This window comes from uncultured Lentibacter sp. (genome assembly GCF_937123735.1).
Taxonomy (GTDB): Bacteria; Pseudomonadota; Alphaproteobacteria; order Rhodobacterales; family Rhodobacteraceae; genus Lentibacter.
On record NZ_CAKZKL010000048.1, the window covers coordinates 1 to 16,261 of the forward strand.

A 16,261-nucleotide genomic window follows, 5' to 3' on the forward strand; every position below is an offset into this window, starting at 1 on the left:
AACCAGGGCAAGGGCGATATGTGGGCCCCTTGCCCTTTTCACCACGAAAAGACAGCCTCTTTTCACGTCGATGACCGGAAGGGCTTCTACTATTGCTTCGGCTGCCACGCCAAAGGTGACGCCATCGGCTTCATCAAGGAAACCGAGAATGTCTCCTTCATGGAAGCGGTCGAAATTCTGGCGCGCGAAGCCGGTATGCCCATCCCCGAGCGTGACCCGCGCGCGCAGCAAAAGGCTGACAAACACACGGAGCTTGCCGCCGTCATGGAGCAGGCGGTCCAGTTTTACAGGCTGCAATTAAAGACAGGCGCAGGTGCCGCCGCGCGTGACTATCTCGCTGGCCGTGGCCTCAACGAGCCAACCCAAGAGCGCTTTGAGATCGGCTTTGCGCCCGATGGCTGGCAAAACCTCTGGGATCATCTCACAGGCAAGGGCGTTGCGCCGGAGCTGATCCTTGAGGCGGGCCTCGCCAAGCCCAGCAGCAAGGGCAACAAGCCCTATGATACCTTCCGCAACCGGATCATGTTCCCGATCCGCGACCCTCGCAAACGCTGTATTGCCTTTGGCGGCCGCGCAATGGACCCGGCGGACAATGCCAAATATCTCAACTCGCCCGAAACGCCGTTGTTTGATAAATCCCGCACGCTCTACAACCTTGGCCCCGCCCGCGAGGCTGCAGGCAAAGGCGCGCCGCTTGTGGTGGCCGAGGGCTATATGGATGTCATCGCGCTCGCCGAGGCGGGCTTTGGGGCCTCTGTCGCGCCGCTGGGCACCGCAGTGACAGAGCACCAGCTGCAAATGCTCTGGCGTGTCTCTGACGAGCCGGTGATTGCGCTGGATGGCGACACCGCCGGCCTGCGCGCCGCGCACCGGGTGATTGATATCGCCCTGCCGCTGCTGGAGGCGGGCAAGAGCTTGCGCTTTGCGCTCATGCCCGAGGGCAAAGACCCCGACGACATCCTGCGCGCCGAGGGGGCAGGGGCGGTGCGCAAGCTTCTGCAAGAGGCTATGCCGATGGTCAATCTGCTCTGGGCGCGCGAAACCGAGGGGCGCGTCTATGACAGCCCCGAGCGCAAGGCGGCGCTCGACAAAGCGCTGCGCGAGAAGATCAAGCTCATCCGCGACCCCTCCATTCGCAGCCATTACGGCGAGGCGATCAAGGAAATGCGCTACCAGCTCTTCCGCCCCAAGCGCGACAGCTGGACACCGCGCAGCGGCGCTGCCACGGGCGGCTTTCAGGGCGCGCGCGGGCAGGGCAAATGGCAGCCGGCGCGGCCGCCTGTTCTGACCGAAACCAAAAACAGCTATCTTGCGGCCGCAAGCGAGGCTGGGCAGGAGCGGATGCGCCTGACGGTGATCCTCGCGCTGCTGTTGCGCAATCCGCATCTGTGTGGCGAGTTTGATTACACGCTAGAGCGGCTGGAGTGTCCGGACCCGGAGCTTGCGGCCCTGCGCAACGTGATTCTGAGCCTGGCGGCGCAAAGTGCTGACGCCGCCTTTGATGAGGCCGCAGAGAGATTGGGCCCTGAAGCGCTTGAAAACCTCTTCGCCACGCCCCATCTGGGCATTGTTCCGGCGCTCAAACCCGGCGCAGAGCCCGATCTGGCCCGGATGACCTTGGCTGAGGAGCTTGCAAAGTTGGAGGCCCAGCGCGGGCTGAAGGCCGAGATTGCCGAGGCGGAGGAAGATCTCGCGCATCTGGCCGATGAAGCCGTGACATGGCGCCTCTCTGAGGCGGCTGCGGCGCTGGGGCGGGCGCAAAGCGGGACAACAGAAGACAACACCGAGTATGACCTCGGCACCAACGGCGCTCGAATCAGCCGGACCGAACGGGAGGCCTTCAAGGCGCTCATGGCCCAGATTGGTCACAGTGATTCGTCTGAATAATGCGTTTTCGTGAGGAAGCGCTAACGAAAAGAGGGTAAACGGGTTGCGAATCACTTTTCAAAGCCCAAGATTCGGCTAAATCGAATCACCCGCGATCCAGTTCCGAAGGAGCAGACCATGGCCGCCAAAGACAATGACGAGCGCAAGCCCGACGGTGAAGAGGAATCCTCCCTCGATATGAGCCAGGCTGCGGTCAAGAAGATGATCGCCGAGGCGCGTGAGAAGGGCTACATCACCTACGACCAGCTCAATCAGGTCTTGCCGCCCGATCAAGTCAGCTCCGAGCAGATCGAAGATGTCATGTCGATGCTCTCGGAAATGGGCATCAACATCATTGAAGATGAAGAAGCCGAAGAAGAAGAGCAAAAGCAAGGTGATCTGGTCACAATGGGCCAGAAAGGCGAGCTCACGCTCGGCTCGGGCACCGCTGAGAAGCTTGATCGCACAGACGATCCTGTGCGCATGTATCTGCGCGAAATGGGCTCTGTCGAGCTGCTCTCGCGCGAAGGCGAAATCGCCATCGCCAAGCGCATCGAGGCTGGCCGCAACACCATGATCCTCGGGCTCTGCGAAAGCCCCCTGACCTTTCAGGCCATCACGATCTGGCGTGACGAACTTCTCTCTGAGGACATCCTCCTGCGCGATGTGATTGACCTTGAAACAACCTTCGGCAACCAGCTTGGCGATGAAGACGAGGTGGGCGCCGCCCCCGCCACGGCGGCCAATGTGGCCTCTGCCCCCACAAAGGAAGAGGCCCAGCCGGAGCTGGATGCCGATGGCAATCCGATCAGCTCGGATGACGACGATGATGACGATGACGAACAGGCCAACATGTCGCTTGCGGCCATGGAAGCGGCTCTGAAGCCCCGCGTGCTTGAAACCCTCGATCGGATCGCCTCGGACTATGCCAAGCTCTCGGAGATGCAAGACAGCCGTATCTCAGCGACGCTCAACGAAGATGACAGCTTTTCAGACAAGGCCGAGAAGAAATATCAAAAACTGCGCTCTGAAATTGTTCTGCTGGTCAACGAGCTGCACCTGCACAACAACCGTATTGAAGCCCTGATTGACCAGCTTTACGGGATCAACCGCCGCATCATGTCGATTGACAGCGCCATGGTGAAGCTGGCCGACCAGGCCCGCATCAACCGCAAGGAATTTGTGGATGCTTACCGGGGCCGCGAGCTCGATCCGAACTGGCTGGAAGAAATGGCCGATAAGGCCGGGCGCGGCTGGCAGATGTTTGTTGAGCGCTCCACTGACAAAGTCGAAGAGCTGCGCGCCGATATGGCCCAAGTGGGCCAATATGTCGGCCTTGATATCTCCGAGTTCCGCCGCATTGTCGGGCAGGTCCAGAAGGGCGAGAAAGAGGCCCGCCAGGCCAAGAAGGAAATGGTCGAAGCCAACCTGCGCCTCGTGATTTCCATCGCCAAGAAATACACCAACCGTGGCCTGCAATTCCTTGATCTTATTCAGGAAGGCAACATTGGCCTGATGAAAGCGGTCGACAAGTTCGAATACCGCCGTGGCTACAAATTCTCCACCTACGCGACATGGTGGATCCGCCAGGCCATCACCCGCTCCATCGCCGATCAGGCCCGCACGATCCGTATCCCCGTGCATATGATCGAGACGATCAACAAGCTCGTGCGCACCGGCCGTCAGATGCTTCACGAAATTGGCCGCGAGCCAACCCCCGAAGAGCTGGCCGAAAAGCTGCAAATGCCGCTTGAGAAGGTGCGCAAGGTGATGAAAATCGCCAAGGAGCCGATCAGCCTTGAAACGCCGATTGGCGACGAGGAAGATTCACAACTCGGCGATTTCATCGAAGACAAGAACGCCGTTCTCCCGCTGGACTCCGCCATTCAGGAGAACCTCAAAGAGACAACAACCCGCGTTCTCGCCAGCCTCACCCCGCGCGAAGAGCGCGTGCTGCGCATGCGCTTCGGCATCGGGATGAATACCGACCACACGCTCGAAGAAGTCGGCCAGCAGTTCAGCGTCACCCGCGAACGCATCCGCCAGATCGAAGCCAAGGCGCTGCGCAAGCTCAAGCACCCCAGCCGCAGCCGCAAGCTGCGCAGCTTCCTTGATCAATAAAACAAAAGAGCCCTTCGGGGCTCTTTTTCGTTGAGGGCACGACCGTCTCTCAAGGCGCGTCTCTGCGCGGCTATCGCTCCCGCACCCAGCGGTGCATCACATCCGCGCCCACAGTCCGCGTTTCAGCCAGCTTAAAGCGGGGCGCTTTGCTGAGCCGCGCCAGCCCCATCGCGCCAATCGCGGGCAGCCCTTCCGCGCCAATCGCCATGCCGGCGGTATAGCCAACCAGTTCGTCCACGAGATCCGCGCTCAGAAGCGAGGCCGCCAAAGCGCCGCCACCTTCGCAAAAGACGCGCGTCAGCCCCGCTGCACCCAGCGCATCGAGCACCGAGACAATATCAAGCTGGCGTCCGTCCAGCCCGCAAGGCAACAGCCGCGCGCCAATCCCTTGCCAGGCCTCTGCCAGATAGCTGTCCGCATCCGGCCCGTGGCACAGCCACAACGGCACATCCTTTGCGCTCATTGCGAGCTTGCCCATCAAGGGCAGATCAAGCCTGCGCGACACCACCACGCGCACGGGTTGGCGCACATCGCCCATACCGCGCACAGTCAGCATCGGGTCATCCGCCCGCGCCGTGCCGCCGCCCACCATCACCGCGTCATGACGGCTGCGCAGGTGGTGCACATCGGCCCGCGCCGCCGCGCCGGTAATCCACTGGCTCTCGCCCGTGGCCGTGGCAATGCGCCCGTCAAAGCTGCTGGCCAGTTTGAGCGTCACAAAGGGCCGCCCGATTGCCTTAAGCTTCAAGAACCCGGCATGGTCGCGCGCTGCCTCCTGAGCACAGACGCCAAGCGAAACTTCGATACCTGCGTCGCGCAACATCGCAAAACCGCGCCCTGAAACGCGGCTGTCGTTGTCCTCCAGCGGCGCAACCACCCGCGCAATGCCGGCCTCTATGAGCGCGCTGGCGCAGGGCGGCGTCTGCCCGTGATGCGCACAAGGCTCCAGCGTCACATAGGCCGTGGCCCCGCGCGCCAAAGCGCCGGCTTGCGCCAAAGCCTCGGTCTCTGCATGGGGCCGCCCGCCGGCTTGGGTCTGTCCGCGGCCCACAATCCGGCCCGCGTTCACAATCACACAGCCCACGGCAGGGTTGGGCCATGTCTGGCCCATCCCGCGCCGCCCCAAGCCCAGCGCCACGCGCATGAAGCTTTCGTCACTGCGATGAACGGCGCGGCTCAATTGTCTTCGGGTTTCACATCCGGCCGCAGCTCGCTGACAAATTTGTCAAAGTCGTCTGCTGCCTGGAAGTTCTTGTAAACACTGGCAAAACGCACATAAGCCACCGTGTCGATCCGCGCCAGCGTTTCCATGACAATCTCGCCGATCACCCGCGAGGGGATGTCTGTTTCCCCCATGCTCTCCAAGCGCCGCACGATGCCCGAGATCATCTGGTCAATGCGCTCTGGCTCTACGGGGCGCTTTTGCATGGACATGCGAATGGAGCGTTCCAGCTTGTCGCGGTCAAAATCTTCGCGCTTGCCGCTGCTCTTGATCACCACAAGGTCGCGCAGCTGCACGCGCTCATAGGTGGTAAAGCGCCCGCCACAGGCCGGGCAAAAGCGCCGCCGCCGGATAGACACATGGTCTTCGGCCGGGCGCGAGTCTTTTACTTGGGTGTCGATATTTCCACAAAACGGGCAGCGCATAGGCCGTCCCCCTTCTTTTCTTGTTCCGCCTCAAAGACTGTGGGGTTTGCCCCGCACTTATCCACAGGCACTATAGGCCAGCCGCTAGGGTTTGGGTAGGGGGCAAATGCATCCCCAAGATGCAGTTTCAAACGATTGTGACACTTTGGATTCGCTCACCGCCAAAGCGTGGCGTAGCTCGCAAAAATACCCTGAAGTTTTGCCAATATTCGGTTGCTCCTTGAGCGTGGCAGCCCGCCTGTGGCCAAACGCGTCAACGCCAGCTCAGGGGCGCAGGGTCGCCGGCTGATCGGGTCAAAATAGCGTGGGTAATCTATCAATGCAGCATGGACGAGGCTCTCCAACGCCACATGCCGCCCGCGCCGTGCCGGCACCCGTCCAAGGTCTTGCGTCAGCCCCCAGCCGGCATAAAAGGGCGCACCGGTGGTTGTCACAGAGCACCCCCGCAGGAGCGCTTCAAAGCCGATCAGCGAGGTCATGGTAAACACATGATCTACCTCTGCCAACACATCATGGGCGCTGGCTTTCGTTACAAGCACATCCGCCAAACCGCTCAGCGCCTCCGGGGCCACCGCCCCGCTGCGCAAGCCGGCCTCCACGTCTGGATGGGGCTTGAAAATGATGAGCGCCTGCGGATGGGCCGCCCGCGCGGCTTGCAGCAAGCGCAGGTTGGTGTTGATCTCTCCTGCGCCACAGCGGATCGAGGCATCGTCCTCCACCTGCCCGGGCACCAGGATACGCGGCCGCGCAGGCAGCTCGGCGGGCAACACGGGGCGCTTGGCCGAAGCAAGGTTGTATTTGGTCACCCCATGCTCGGAAATGGCCTCGATCAGCGCGCGTGCCCGTGCGCGCTGATCCTCGCGCAGGTTGGCGCGTGCCAGAATCAGCCGCTCAAGGCGGCTTTCCTGCGTAGGATCATAGTAAATGCCAAGGTCGTCCAAAACGAGGCTCAAAGGCGGTGTCAGGGTCGCCCCCAATCCGCGTGAGCGCAAGAACCCATCCTCCAGCCGCACCCGCTCTTCGGGCGTTCTGGCACCTGTCGCCCAAACCAGCCTGCGCCGCCCGCCACGGGCCGTTCCGGTGCCAAAGCGCATAGGTTTGTGGCGGCCAAAAAAGGCCTGCAACGGCCCCCGTTTCCACAGCCGCAGCCCATCACCGTGCCAGCCCTGGTGGTCTTCGCGCCAGGCGCGCACCTCGGCTTCAAAGCTGCCCAAGGCGGCCTCAAAGCCACAAAGCCTGTCGTCGCAAGGGTCATACCAGGTCGTGGCCTTGATCAGGGCCCCCAAGAAAAGCTGCGCCCGTGTCAGCTGGCGGCCACGGCGGGGCAGCGGGTGGGGGTTGCGATCGTCGCTAAGCCCCCAACCGGCGTAGAAGGGTTGGCCAAACACCACCGGGCGGTGCCCTGCGAGAATGGCCTCAAACCCCATCTGGCTGGACACCGTATAAACCGCCACGGCCCCCTCCAGCAGCGCCCAGGGGCTGACTGCGCCGTCAAACAGGCTGATTTTTGCGCCCGCCACATCGGCAGAAAAATGGCCGCGCCGAAAGCCCGCGCGCGTTTCAGGGTGGGTCTTGATGACAACCCGTGCGCCAGGGTTTTCGGCCTGCGCAAAGTAGAGCATTTCCTTGAAGCTGTTGGCATCTGCACGGCCATATTTGACAGAGGCATCGCCGTGGGTTTGATCCACCACCAAAACATACCCCGGCTCAGGGCAGGGCGTGGCCGGATCAAAGCCGGCGTATTTGCTCAAGTGGGCCTCTTTGAGGCGGGCAATGCCCATATGGGCCAGCTTGAGTTCGGCTGCGTTGTCCAGCGGATCCTGTGCCAGGATCTGCTCCAAACGCGAGGGCCCCGTAGCATCAAAATGCACGCCAAGATCATCCAGCATCAACCCGATCGGCGGGTCTCCGGCGCGCCCGGGGCGCAGGGAGCGCAAAAAGCTGTCTTCCACGCGCAAAAGCGTGGCTCCGCTGCGCGCGGCCATGTGTTCGCCGCGCCGCGCATAGGGTGAGCGCCCCCAGACCGCAACACTGTCCTGAGCGCCGGGGCGGCCAAGGCACAGCGTATACCCGGCGAGCTGCAAGATCCGCCGCAAACGGCGCTGGCGCAAAAACCCCGCGTTGAAATAGTAAAGCCGCCGAGGCTGAGTGCCCGCGGCGGCTTTGGCTCTGTCCATTGGAGCAGGCACTTAGCCGCCGGTGCCAAATGTGGCCAGCGTATCCGCCGTTGCCAGCGAGCCTGTGAGCGCAGAAATAGTCTTGTCCCATTGGGTGAAGGGCGCTTCGGTTACATACAGCGTGTCATCATCACGCACCGAGAAATCCCGCGCGAGGAACATGCCGTTGGGCTGGGTGAGATCCAGCACATACACGAGCCGTTGCGCCCCGATCAGATCTTCACGACCCATCACCTGATTGGCAATCTCGGCGGGTTCGTTGCGGAAAATGAACACCCCAGTCGGGTCTGCCGCAGCTGTGGCCAGACCACCGACCTGGGCAATGGCTTCAATTGCGCTCAAGGTCTGGCTTTCAAAGGCCACGCGGGCCTGGGTGCCGGTTGCGCCAAGCGCGGTGAAAGAGCGTGTGTCCTCTTCCACAAGAATGCGGTCGCCATCGCGCAGGGCAATGTCAAACTCCGGGTGCTTGTAAAGATCCTGGAACCACACCTTGCTGCGCATACCGCCGCGCAGCACGGTGATCTGGGCGATTTCAGGCTCGATCGTGATTCCGCCGGCATTGGCCAACATGGTGGAGAGCGTGCGCGTGGGCCGCTCAATCGGGAAGACACCCTGACCGCCAACAGCCCCGACAAGGCTCACGCTGGCGCCATTGCCCGCCAGACGGCGCACCTGCACCTGCGGATCGGGCGTTTGCTCGCCCAATTTGCGGGTGATGGTCTTGCGGATGCCCTCGGGTGTGTTGCCCGCGGCTCTTATGCGCCCGGCATAGGGAATAAAGATAAAGCCCGCGCCATCGACCTGCACCTCTTCCAGCACAGCTGCCGACGAGCCTGTGGGCCCGGACGAGCCAAGCAGCGGATCATCCACATTTTCCCAAATGGTCAGACCCAGCGTATCGCCGGGGCGGATCGTGTCTGAGCCGATCAACCCGGCGTTTTTGAACGCCTCGCTGAATCCGAGCGCAGGGACAACGCCGGTTGTGCGCGTCACCCGGTCATTGACCGAGACAACGAAAGCATCCCCGTTCTTTTGCACGGAGCCTTCAAAAATTTCGCGTTTGTTTGGGCCCGACCGGGGCAAACCACACGAGGCGACAACCGCCAAAGCGGCGATAAGGGCGACAAAACGTGCCCAACTAGGAGTTACGGGTTTCACTGCTGGTCTCCTCGACCTATTACTATTCTGCCTCAACATCAGCACTTTGCGCGCCATTATTGAGGTGAGCGTAACCCAGCTAGAATAAAAAATAAAGTCTCACGCGCTGCTCTGCCTATTGCACAAGGCGCAACTGTTGCCGCGGAGCCGCGGTTCCGCTTTCCAGGGCGGCATAAGGGTCTTCGGCACTGAGCATCATATCAACAACCATACGCATCAGCTGCCGCCGCCCGCGTGCCGAGTAAAACCCGCCGGGCACCTGGCTGGTTTCCAAAAGATAGCGGCGGTAATCCTGATAGGCTTTGTGGTCGGGGCGTTTGGCGGCGCTGAAAAAAGCGCTGAGAGGCTGGGTTGAGACGAGCTCGGGTTTGTCATAGACCGCCCGGCCGAAAACCTTGAGCGGAATGCCGCGCCACAAGACCTGCTGCGCGGCTGTCGAGTTGACTGTCACCGCGCTGCGCACATCGGCCAACAGCGCCGCAAGCTTGCCACCCCGCACATAATGCACACGGCCCTTTAGGCCCAGATCGCGCGCCAGCCGCCTGATCTCGCGCCGGATTGGCACACGCCCGTCCTCCAGCGGATGCGCCTTGAACACAAGATGATGGTGCTTGGGCGCCCCCTCGGCAAAGCCACGGACCACCACCTCGAGAAATTCGGTCATGCTGCCAAAGGGCGAGTGCATCTGAAAGCTGCTGTCATGCTCCAGCTGCAACAGCGCCAGATGGTAGGGAAACCCGCCATTGCGAATGCGCCAGGTGGCCAGCCCACGCTCCAGCGCCTGAAAGGGCATCAGCAAGAGCCGCTTGAGATAAAGCTGGAACTCCTTTGTCACCCCAAGCGCCCGGTGCGGGGTAAAGTTGCGATACTCGCCATTTCGAAACATCACAAACCAGTGGTAAAGCGCGCCATAAAACACATGTTGGCGTGTGTCGCCCCAGCGCGCCGGGGGCAGGGGGGTGTCCATATCCGAATGCGCCAGCCCGCGTTGCATTTCGCTCAGGCTCATCTCCATCAGCTTGGAATGCCCGTTGGCCCCGCCGCGCTCATAGGTTACCCAATAGGGCCGCATATAGCCTTCTTCAAAGACATGCACCTGAACGCCGCGCGCGCGTGCCGCCGCAACCGCCTGAGCATGAATGGGGCGTGTGTCGCCGTATAGCACAATATCGGTCACACCCTTGTCGGTCAGGATTTCGGCAAAGCGCGCCGGCCAGTCGGCGAGGGTGCCACGATAGGGAATATAGCTCTTGGGGCTGAACCAGAACGCCCGGTCGCCCGCATTGAAACCCACACGCCAAACCTGCGCCCCCGCGCGGCCCAGCATCTTGCCCAACAAGTGAAAGAAAGGCCCGTGCGGCCCCTGCAAAAACAGGAAAACACGCTTATCACCAGTGATCTTGCCCATTTGCCTCGCGCTTTTCAAAACTTACCTTGCGCCACTCATAAAGCTTGAATGTGGTGAAAATATGATAAATTCCACCGCCAGAGACCAGCCCTTTGTTGCAGCCGCAAGCCCTGCGCGCTATGGCAGGTCGAAAGCGCAGGAGGAGTGCCCCATGTTCACAGGCATTATCACGGATATTGGCGAGATCATCGAGCTGGAGCAGCGTGGCGATCTGCGCGCGCGCATTGGCACCACCTATGACACGCAGCGCATAGACATCGGCGCTTCCATCGCCTGCGATGGCGTCTGCCTCACCGCAATCGCGCTGGGCGCGGGCTGGTTTGATGTGGAAATCTCGGCCGAAAGTGTTGCCAAGACCAACATCAGCACCTGGGCCAAGGGCAGCCGCATCAACCTTGAGCGCGCCCTGAAGGTCGGCGATGAGCTTGGCGGGCATATCGTGTCGGGCCATGTCGATGGCGTCGCAGTGATCACCGCCATGACAGAGGAGGGCGACAGCACCCGCGTCACCCTTGAGGCCCCCAAAGAGCTGGCCCGCTTCATCGCGCCCAAAGGCTCGGTGGCGCTGAACGGCACCTCGCTCACGGTGAACGAGGTCAATGGCGCGAGCTTCGGAATCAATTTCATCCCCCACACCAAAGACGCCACCACATGGGGCGCAGCGGCCGTGGGCGATAAAATCAACCTCGAAATCGACACGCTGGCGCGCTATGTGGCGCGGCTGGCAGAAGTTTCTTGAGCAACCCAAGTCATCGGGATTTGTTTGAAGCGCCTAGCCGGTTAACAGCCGCGTAGCGGCCCGGCCATCCCTTGCCTGACAGGCGATTTGGCCCGGCCAAATCTGCCGAGAGGGATCAGCCCCTCCCTTGGGCTGGCGATTTTGCAGCTGCATGCGCCGGATTTTTCTGGGGATGTGCTTGGCGATGATAAAGCGCTTTGCAAGTAGCGTTGGGTCGCCACCCCAGGGGCTGACGTTGGCCTCGTCTGGCGAAGGCACGCCGCCTCGCCGAAGCGGGCTGACATATTCACGAAAAGCATTGCGTTTGCCTGTGGCTTGCCTAGACTCCCCCCAAACCAACTGGGGAGCCCGCCATGAGCCTGATCAAACCAACCCGCCGCGACATTCTCAAGATCGCCGCCGCCATGCCCGCCTTTGCGCTGCCCGCCTCCCTGGCGCAGGCCTCGGCCGCACCGCTTGGCGCGCCTGTCGCGGGCAACGGCGGTGTGTTTCGCTTCTCCATGGGAGATGTGCAGCTTTCCGTGCTCTCTGACGGGTTCTTCTCGGTCCCCACAACGGGCCTGGGTGTCAATGCCCCGCGCGAAGAGGTGCAGGCCTTCCTCAGCGCGCATTACCTTTCGCCCGAAGAGGGCTACAGCCACACCAACCACCTGCTGATCGAGACAGCCGAGGCCAAGGTGCTCGTCGATGTCGGCTCCGGCAACCGCTGGTTTGAAACAACAGGCCGCCTTGTGAGCAACCTTGAGGCTGCGGGCCTCTCGCCCTCTGACATCACCCATGTTGTCATCACCCACGCCCACCCCGATCACATCTGGGGCATCCGTGACGACTTTGACGAGCCGCTCTTTCCGGACGCCGAATATATCATTGGCGAGGCCGAACACGCGTATTGGAGCGAAGACGGTCTGGCCGAGCGCGTCAGCCCCGAAATGCTGCAATTCGTGGCTGGTGCGGTCAACAGCTTCGCCACCGAAGGGCTGGAGTGGACCTTGGCTGGCGAGGGCCATGAGGTGGTGCCTGGCGTCACGCTGATCAGCACGCCGGGCCACACGCCAGGGCATATGTCGGTGCGCCTTGAGGCGGGTGGCCAGTCCCTGATTGCGCTGGGCGATTGCATGAGCCATGCCTGGACAAACTTTGCCCAGCCGCAGTGGTTCAACGGGTTTGACAGTGACGGCGCGCAAACGGTGAAAACCCGTATGGCGCTGCTCGATATGGCGGCCAGTGACAGAATCGCGCTGCTGGGCTATCACTTCCCCTTCCCGGGCGTCGGCCATGTCATGCGCGATGGCGCGGCCTACCGCTTCGTCCCAACGCTCTGGCAGTTCTGAACCCGCGCCCTCAGGCCAAGCGCGCAGCTTGGGGGGTGAGGGCGGCACAGGCAGGTAAAGGCGGCGTAAAGCGGACGCAATTGCGCCCCTCCGCCTTGGCCACATACAGCGCCTGATCGGCGCGCGAAAGCGCGTCTGACAAGGGCTCTCCCCGCCGCCAGAAGCTTGCACCAAAGGAGGCGCTGATGGCTTGCGGGGTGGCGTCTGTGGCGTGTTGCAGCGCTTGGGGCATCCCCAAAATGGCGCAGCGCAAACGTTCCGCCACAGCCGCCGCATCTTCCTCTCTCTTGAGATGGAGATAGATCAGGAATTCCTCACCGCCCCATCGGGCGATAAAGTCATCCGGCCGCAACAGCGGGCATAGCGCCGGCCCAACCTGTTGCAACACCAAATCACCCACGGCATGGCCAAAGCTGTCGTTCACCTTCTTGAAGTGGTCCAGATCCATCAGCACGATCACCGGGGTTGTGTCTTTGGGGCGCGCGCGCCGGGTGATCTTGTCGAGCAGCCGTTCGGCCCCCTCGCGGTTGTAAAGCCCTGTCAACTTGTCGCTCACCGCCATGGTCCCGAGCTTGGTTTCGGCCAGGCGGCGCTGGATATCCGAGCGCTCCAGCAGGTTGCCTGAGCGGATGGCGCTCAGCGTGCCGGCAAAGATGATCAGCGTCAGCATGATGGCTTCAAAGGGGTAATGCTCTGTGTTCACCCCCACCACCCGGTGCAAAACCATGCCACACAGCCAGGGCACACAGCTGTTCACCAGCGCCATGGAACGGGTGGATTGGCCGATACTTGTGTTCAAAAACAGGACTTTGGTGGGCTTGAAGCCAAGAAACATGGAGTTGATCGCCAGAGCCAGAAACATCAGGGCAATCATGGAGCCAATGGCCATTTGGCCCGAAAAATAAGGGATGCCATAGCTGAAGCCGATCAGCGAATTGAACAGAACCAGAAAGGCGGCGACCGCCAATGCGGCGCCGACCTTGTAAAAAAACGGGCGCAGCACCCCGGCCAGCGCAAGCAGCGACACCACCAAAAACGTGTCAAACCCCATCTGCCCCTGCACATCCGATTGCACCGGCAACCCGCCCAGAACGCTGTGAGGCAACGAGGCGAGCAAGGCCACCACAAGCGCCACCAGCAGCATGGCCCGCTCCAGCCATCGCGGCCCCCGGGCGCTGTGGTTGAGGACCCCGAGCGCCACCAACGAAACACAGAGGCTGGTCGGCGCAGAGGTGGCCGGTCCGCTGACATAGTGTTGCAAAAAGAAGGTCAGATGCAGGATATTGGTATAGAGGCTGTATTGAATGGTCAAAATAGCCGCCCCCGCCAACCAAGGGCGCAACTCGTGCATCCGCTCAATATAGAGCTCCTCCGGGCGATCCATCGGAAGGACAAACTCAGCTTTCGCAAGGCTCTGGAATTGGGGCATGAAACGCTCTTTGTCTGGCAACGAGGGCTGCGTGTCTAAGGCAGCAACATTAACACCGCGTTAAGCCCCGCTATCCGCTCTGGCAAAAGCCGCAAGGCCCTGCTACTCACAGGCTCGCACAGAACGAGGCTTGCCATGACCACAGCATTCACCACCCCCGGGCCGCTGGAAACCAGCCTGAAAAGCGCCATCTCCCCGATCGAGGACATCATCGAGGCCGCGCGTGCAGGGCAGATGTTTGTTCTGGTGGATCATGAAGACCGCGAAAACGAGGGGGACCTTGTGATCGCCGCCGAGTTCGCCGATGCCGCCGCCATCAACTTCATGGCAACCCATGGCCGCGGCCTCATTTGTCTGCCCATGACCAGCGCGCGCATAGACAGCCTCGGCCTGCCGATGATGGCCGTCAACAACTCCTCGCGTCACGAAACCGCCTTCACCGTCTCCATCGAGGCCCGCGAAGGGGTGAGCACAGGCATCTCCGCCGCCGACCGCGCCCTCACAATCGCCACCGCGATCAACGCGCAAAACACCGCCGCCAGCATCGCCACACCCGGCCACGTCTTCCCGCTCAGGGCGCGCAACGGCGGCGTCCTCGTGCGCGCAGGCCATACCGAGGCCGCGGTGGATATCGCCCGCCTTGCCGGCTGCAAGCCCGCCGGTGTCATCTGCGAAATCATGAAAGACGATGGCACAATGGCCCGCCTGCCGGACCTTGTGGCTTTCGCCGCAGAGCACGGCCTATTGATCGGCACAATCTCCGATCTCATCGCCTACCGCCACAAGCATGACAACCTCGTCACCCAAACCCGCCAACAGCCCGTCACCTCCGAGTTCGGCGGCGATTGGGATATGCGCATCTTCACCGATCAGATCAGCGGCACCGAGCATATCGCGCTTGTGAAAGGCGATGTAACAACGCCCGCGCCCGTCCTTGTGCGCACCCATGCGCTCAACGAGCTGGAAGATGTCCTCGGCCTCGGCCCGGCACCCTCTGATGAGCTGCACAAGGCCATGCGCATTGTCGCCGCCGAGGGGCGCGGCGCGGTGCTGCTCTTTCGTGAGCCCCACCCGCGCCTCACCTTCGCCGAGGAAGAAGACGCCCCCCAGATCGTCAAACACACAGGCATCGGCAGCCAAATTCTTGCCAGCCTGGGCATCAGCGAAATGACCCTGCTCACCAACTCCCCCAAAACCGTCTATGTCGGGATAGATGCCTACGGCCTCTCCATCACCGGCACCCGCCCGATCATCGAGACATAACCCCCTGAGGATTGAAGCCATGGCCAGCTCCGTCACCCATCACATGCTCGCGCGCCCGAGCTTTGAGGCCCCCGTCAAATTGCTGATCGTGGTCGCGCCCTACTACAAAGAAATCGCCGATGCCCTGGTCGATGGCGCGCGCAGCGAGATCACAGCCTCCGGCGCCACAAGCGAGCTTGTAGAGGTGCCCGGCGCGCTGGAAATCCCCTCGGCCATCGCCATGGCCGAACGCCTGTCAAACTATGATGGCTATGTCGCGCTTGGCTGCGTGGTCCGCGGCGCCACCACCCACTATGAAACCGTCTGCAACGACAGCTCGCGCGCCCTCACCCTCTTGGGCCTGCAAGGCCTCAACATCGGCAACGGCATCCTCACGGTGGAAAACATGGCCCAGGCCGAAGAGCGCGCCAATCCGGCCGATATGAACAAAGGCGGCGGGGCCGCCTCAGCGGCCTTGCATCTTGTCGCGCTCGCCCGTAAGTGGGGCGGCCGGCGCACCACAGCCGGTTTCAAACCCGAAGCAGACTCCCTCCTGCTCGCAGATATATCCAAAGGCAGCTCTCCGGCATGACGCTCTCAGGCAATCAGAAACGCAAGATGAAATCCGCAGCTCGGCTCTATGCCGTGCAGGCGCTCTTTCAAATGGAACATTCCGGCCAGACAGCCGAAGCCGTGGTCACCGAATTTCAGGATCACCGGTTTGGTGCCAGCTATGAAGAAGGCAACATGCAGGAGGGCGATCCGCAGCTCTTCGCCAGATTGTTGGAAACCGCCGTCAACTATCAAGCCAGTATTGATCAGATGACAGACCGTGCCCTGGTCGCCAAATGGCCCCTGGGGCGGATTGATCCAACCTTGCGGGCGCTGTTTCGCGCCGCCGGGGCCGAGCTGAAGGACCCTGACACCCCCCCCAAAGTGGTCATCAGCGAGTTCGTCGACATCGCCCATGCCTTCCACCCGGAGGGCAAAGAGGCGCGTTTCGTCAATGCCGTGCTTGACCATATGGCGCGCGAGTCCCGCCCCGAGGCTTTCTGAGCCGCGCCCTTTCTTTTTGCCAAAAATATCCCTGCCGGAGGCGCCCGCGCTCTCAAGCGGCGCGCGCTCTGCTAGCTCTGCCGTAGG

At 61.9% G+C, this 16,261-nt stretch carries 13 protein-coding genes; 7 read left to right on the top strand and 6 right to left on the bottom strand.

Annotated features, from left to right (window positions below):
- Together dnaG and rpoD are read left to right on the top strand one after the other, a co-directional pair.
- Positions 1-1,887 (top strand): DNA primase (gene dnaG / locus Q0478_RS13460; RefSeq protein WP_298680117.1); only part of this gene is annotated, 1,887 nt, incomplete at its 5' end.
- Between the two features lie 117 nt (positions 1,888-2,004).
- Positions 2,005-3,987, top strand: coding sequence for an RNA polymerase sigma factor RpoD (gene rpoD, locus Q0478_RS13465; RefSeq protein ID WP_298680119.1), 1,983 nt, complete (start codon positions 2,005-2,007; stop codon positions 3,985-3,987).
- A gap of 70 nt (positions 3,988-4,057) precedes the next feature.
- Here the strand turns inward: rpoD and ribD are convergent, their stop codons facing one another.
- The 5 genes from ribD to Q0478_RS13490 all read right to left on the bottom strand — a co-directional run bounded on the left by ribD (position 4,058) and on the right by Q0478_RS13490 (position 10,377).
- On the bottom strand, positions 4,058-5,167 hold the full coding sequence (gene ribD, locus Q0478_RS13470; protein ID WP_298680121.1) for a bifunctional diaminohydroxyphosphoribosylaminopyrimidine deaminase/5-amino-6-(5-phosphoribosylamino)uracil reductase RibD: 1,110 nt from the start codon (positions 5,165-5,167) through the stop codon (positions 4,058-4,060).
- The gene (gene nrdR, locus Q0478_RS13475) at positions 5,164-5,634 is read right to left on the bottom strand and encodes a transcriptional regulator NrdR (RefSeq protein ID WP_298680123.1); all 471 of its coding nucleotides are present in this window, start codon (positions 5,632-5,634) and stop codon (positions 5,164-5,166) included. The genes ribD and nrdR overlap by 4 nt, the downstream gene beginning before the upstream one ends.
- Positions 5,635-5,789: 155 nt before the next feature.
- Positions 5,790-7,811: a capsular polysaccharide biosynthesis protein gene (locus Q0478_RS13480; protein ID WP_298680125.1), complete on the bottom strand. Its 2,022-nt coding sequence runs from the start codon at positions 7,809-7,811 to the stop codon at positions 5,790-5,792.
- A gap of 12 nt (positions 7,812-7,823) precedes the next feature.
- On the bottom strand, positions 7,824-9,008 hold the full coding sequence (locus tag Q0478_RS13485; RefSeq protein ID WP_298680127.1) for a polysaccharide biosynthesis/export family protein: 1,185 nt from the start codon (positions 9,006-9,008) through the stop codon (positions 7,824-7,826).
- A gap of 76 nt (positions 9,009-9,084) precedes the next feature.
- Positions 9,085-10,377: a capsular biosynthesis protein gene (locus Q0478_RS13490; RefSeq protein ID WP_298680129.1), complete on the bottom strand. Its 1,293-nt coding sequence runs from the start codon at positions 10,375-10,377 to the stop codon at positions 9,085-9,087.
- 151 nt (positions 10,378-10,528) lie between these two features.
- On the opposite strand from Q0478_RS13490, the gene Q0478_RS13495 reads away from it, so the two are divergent.
- A complete protein-coding gene (locus Q0478_RS13495) occupies positions 10,529-11,116 on the top strand; it encodes a riboflavin synthase (protein ID WP_298680131.1) in 588 nt (195 codons plus the stop codon).
- 353 nt (positions 11,117-11,469) lie between these two features.
- The gene (locus tag Q0478_RS13500) at positions 11,470-12,447 is read left to right on the top strand and encodes an MBL fold metallo-hydrolase (protein ID WP_298680132.1); all 978 of its coding nucleotides are present in this window, start codon (positions 11,470-11,472) and stop codon (positions 12,445-12,447) included.
- A 10-nt stretch (positions 12,448-12,457) separates the two neighbouring features.
- On the opposite strand, the gene Q0478_RS13505 is transcribed toward Q0478_RS13500, so the two are convergent.
- Positions 12,458-13,876, bottom strand: a complete 1,419-nt coding sequence (locus Q0478_RS13505; RefSeq protein WP_298680133.1) for a GGDEF domain-containing protein — start codon at positions 13,874-13,876, stop codon at positions 12,458-12,460.
- Between the two features lie 135 nt (positions 13,877-14,011).
- Here Q0478_RS13505 and ribB point away from each other — a divergent pair, with 135 nt between their 5' ends.
- From ribB to nusB, 3 genes are read left to right on the top strand one after another with little or no spacing between them, the layout of a single operon-like run.
- The gene (ribB, locus tag Q0478_RS13510) at positions 14,012-15,139 is read left to right on the top strand and encodes a 3,4-dihydroxy-2-butanone-4-phosphate synthase (RefSeq protein ID WP_298680134.1); all 1,128 of its coding nucleotides are present in this window, start codon (positions 14,012-14,014) and stop codon (positions 15,137-15,139) included.
- 19 nt (positions 15,140-15,158) lie between these two features.
- Positions 15,159-15,710, top strand: coding sequence for a 6,7-dimethyl-8-ribityllumazine synthase (locus Q0478_RS13515; protein WP_298680135.1), 552 nt, complete (start codon positions 15,159-15,161; stop codon positions 15,708-15,710).
- Positions 15,707-16,174, top strand: coding sequence for a transcription antitermination factor NusB (gene nusB, locus Q0478_RS13520; protein WP_298680137.1), 468 nt, complete (start codon positions 15,707-15,709; stop codon positions 16,172-16,174). The genes Q0478_RS13515 and nusB overlap by 4 nt, the downstream gene beginning before the upstream one ends.
- Positions 16,175-16,261 lie beyond the last annotated feature (87 nt).

Coding starts and splice junctions, on each gene's coding strand:
- rpoD (WP_298680119.1), top strand. CDS start 2,005: ATGGCCGCCAAAGACAATGACGAGCGCAAGCCCGACGGTGAAGAGGAA.
- nrdR (WP_298680123.1), bottom strand. CDS start 5,634: ATGCGCTGCCCGTTTTGTGGAAATATCGACACCCAAGTAAAAGACTCG.
- Q0478_RS13480 (WP_298680125.1), bottom strand. CDS start 7,811: ATGGACAGAGCCAAAGCCGCCGCGGGCACTCAGCCTCGGCGGCTTTAC.
- Q0478_RS13485 (WP_298680127.1), bottom strand. CDS start 9,008: ATGTTGAGGCAGAATAGTAATAGGTCGAGGAGACCAGCAGTGAAACCC.
- Q0478_RS13490 (WP_298680129.1), bottom strand. CDS start 10,377: ATGGGCAAGATCACTGGTGATAAGCGTGTTTTCCTGTTTTTGCAGGGG.
- Q0478_RS13495 (WP_298680131.1), top strand. CDS start 10,529: ATGTTCACAGGCATTATCACGGATATTGGCGAGATCATCGAGCTGGAG.
- Q0478_RS13500 (WP_298680132.1), top strand. CDS start 11,470: ATGAGCCTGATCAAACCAACCCGCCGCGACATTCTCAAGATCGCCGCC.
- Q0478_RS13505 (WP_298680133.1), bottom strand. CDS start 13,876: ATGCCCCAATTCCAGAGCCTTGCGAAAGCTGAGTTTGTCCTTCCGATG.
- ribB (WP_298680134.1), top strand. CDS start 14,012: ATGACCACAGCATTCACCACCCCCGGGCCGCTGGAAACCAGCCTGAAA.
- Q0478_RS13515 (WP_298680135.1), top strand. CDS start 15,159: ATGGCCAGCTCCGTCACCCATCACATGCTCGCGCGCCCGAGCTTTGAG.
- nusB (WP_298680137.1), top strand. CDS start 15,707: ATGACGCTCTCAGGCAATCAGAAACGCAAGATGAAATCCGCAGCTCGG.